The organism is Sporomusa sp. (assembly GCF_035561255.1).
Lineage (GTDB): Bacteria > Bacillota > Negativicutes > Sporomusales > Sporomusaceae > Sporomusa.
Map to the genome: position 1 here is coordinate 1 of NZ_DATMXX010000316.1, position 2,408 is coordinate 2,408.

Below are 2,408 nucleotides of genomic sequence, written 5' to 3' on the forward strand. Positions count from 1 at the left end.
AACTCTAAGTCAAGCATGATTTTTTAAACGTTTTTTAAAAAACAAGCAGGAGAAAAAATAATTGTGCTAAGTGCCAAGCTGCTTAATAAACATGCGCAATTATTGAACTAATTATTGCCACAGTAGATAAATCCGTGTTGAGTAAAAGCAGATGTGTTGCCGGTATTCTTGTTGAATGATTCATTGTATGATAGTATTTACATAGAGTAACTCTAAGTAACCTCTTCGATTAGGAGATGAAACAATGACAGTTTCTATCAAGCAGTTTGCACAGGAAAGCGGTGTTTCTGAGCATACGCTGCGCTTTTATGAAAAGGAAGGCATATTGCCGTTTGTCAAACGTAACGAACATGGTAATCGAATTTATGACGAGCAGAATTTCGAGTGGATTTATTTTATTACGTCTTTGCGTGAAACAGGCATGCCTCTTTCCGAGATTAAGCGGTATGCGGAATTATTTAAGCAGGGGGATAGTACAATCCCGGAACGTAAACTGATGATGCTTGAGCATAAGAAGAAAGCCGAGGAACAATTGGCGCAGATTCTTAAACATATGGAAAGAATCAACTATAAGCTGGCATTATATGATGTAATGGAAAAAACGGTTAAATTTCCATAATTGAAACTGTTTTTTGTTTCTGGCTTAAAGAAATACCCGGCATATTTCTGTTTCAGCAGAAATACGCCGGGTGGTTTTTGTGAATAATGGAAGAGGGACCTTTTGACATCGGATTGACCCCGCAAATTTGGACAAAACCTCTTCCTATCATTTGATTTCGTAGAATATCGCATGCCATGTAATTTTTTATGACATTACAGAACCGCTTTGTGTAAATGGTACGCTACGCCGGTCATTTGACCGCCATTGACAGCAAACCAGTTCCGCAATAACAGAATAATCAGACATGTCGTTATTGAAGAATACCTATAAACGAACTGATTTTACCTTCATTTTCCTGTTCTGCAACAACAGATAGCATTCTTGGGGCGGCCTATACCCAATACTTGAGTGTATGCGGACCTGATTATACCTTGTAACAAACTGACTAACCGCTTCGTAGGCTTCGGTATAGGTCTGGAAATCCTGGTGAGATAGGCATTCCTTCTCAAGGATCGCATGATAGGATTCGATATGCGCATTTTTATTCGGAGTACGTACAGGAATCCGCTCGTGTTCTACTTTTACCTCTAAGCAGGTAGCGGCAAACGGATAGCTGATAAATTGCGGTCCATTATCGGTTCGAATCACTGGTTTGTTCTCACTCGTATAAAGCTGCCGTTTGAGCAGTGCCTGCTTTACTGTCTGGGAAACATCGGCTGCTACACAGGAAAGTCCGATATGGTAAGCTACTATGCTGCGGTCCAATACGTCAATGATGGATAAGATGAAGAAAAAACGGTCTTCTCCGGTGACATAGCCATATTTGATATCCATTTCCCACACTTGATTCGAATCGGTTACCACTCGGTTGCGGGCGATCCGGCGAGGAGGCCGCTGACAGAGTGGGCATTGCGGCAGCAGGATATCGAGTTTTTTGCAGAGTCGATAGACCTTTTTCTTATTGATGACTAACTGGTAGGGGCTGCGTCGCAATGCCTTAGTCATTTTTACATAGCCATAGTACGTGCCTTCCTCTGCAATGAGTTGGCATCCATTCTTCAATTTGTTCATTGCTGACCTTCTGTCCTGACCCTGTATAGGAATAATGAGAGGGCGGCCTGCCACCACCATGCGGTCTTGTTTGTCTTGCCTGCTGCCGATAGTAATAGGTGGCCCGTTTGACACCAAGAATCCGCAAAACGAGGGTAACGCAATATCCTTTATGAATCCATCGCTTGGCTATTTCTATTTTATCATTAAGTGTGGGTGAAGCTTTTTTACCAGGTCACGCAGTATCTCGATTTCCAGTTCTTTTTCACCGAGAAGCTTTTTAAGCTTTTCATTATCGGTTGCTAGGCTGCGTACTTCGTCAGAAGGCTGAGTTTGACCTGTTGCGATTCTCTCTAAAGCATCTGTTGCCTGGCTTAGGATTTTTCCCGTGTTTATGCTCACGAACCCAACGGTTTACAATGTTCTCATTCATAGTATGGCGGCGAGCAACAAGGGCGCTATTGCCAGTTTCCAATGCTTCTTTTACTACTTGGGCACGAAATTCTGGCGCGTATGTTTTTCTTGTCATTTGTCTTTACTCCCTTCGGCTTATACTGTATCAGACCGAAGAGGGTTTGTCTAATTTCATTTCGGGGCTAAAGAGAATAGGGCAAGTCCGGTTCTGTGAGGGGGGGCGCGCCGAGAGGCGCGTTTCTACTCGACTTGCTCTCATAATATAAGAATTATAAAACAGCATTTACGATTGATTTTTACTAATATTGACACTGCAAGTATACTTAAGACTTAAGAAAAGAAC

At 42.2% G+C, this 2,408-nt stretch carries 3 protein-coding genes; 1 reads left to right on the plus strand and 2 read right to left on the minus strand.

Annotation, left to right across the window (positions count from 1 at the left end):
• Positions 1 to 244: 244 nt before the first annotated feature.
• Positions 245 to 619: a MerR family transcriptional regulator gene (locus tag VN379_RS17175; RefSeq protein ID WP_325536037.1), complete on the plus strand. Its 375-nt coding sequence runs from the start codon at positions 245 to 247 to the stop codon at positions 617 to 619.
• Positions 620 to 925: 306 nt separating this feature from the next.
• Here the strand turns inward: VN379_RS17175 and VN379_RS17180 are convergent, their stop codons facing one another.
• Both VN379_RS17180 and VN379_RS17185 read right to left on the minus strand, forming a co-directional pair.
• A complete protein-coding gene (locus VN379_RS17180) occupies positions 926 to 1,672 on the minus strand; it encodes an IS3 family transposase (protein WP_325536039.1) in 747 nt (248 codons plus the stop codon).
• Between the two features lie 298 nt (positions 1,673 to 1,970).
• Positions 1,971 to 2,180: a transposase gene (locus VN379_RS17185; RefSeq protein WP_325536041.1), complete on the minus strand. Its 210-nt coding sequence runs from the start codon at positions 2,178 to 2,180 to the stop codon at positions 1,971 to 1,973.
• Between the last annotated feature and the right edge of the window lie 228 nt (positions 2,181 to 2,408).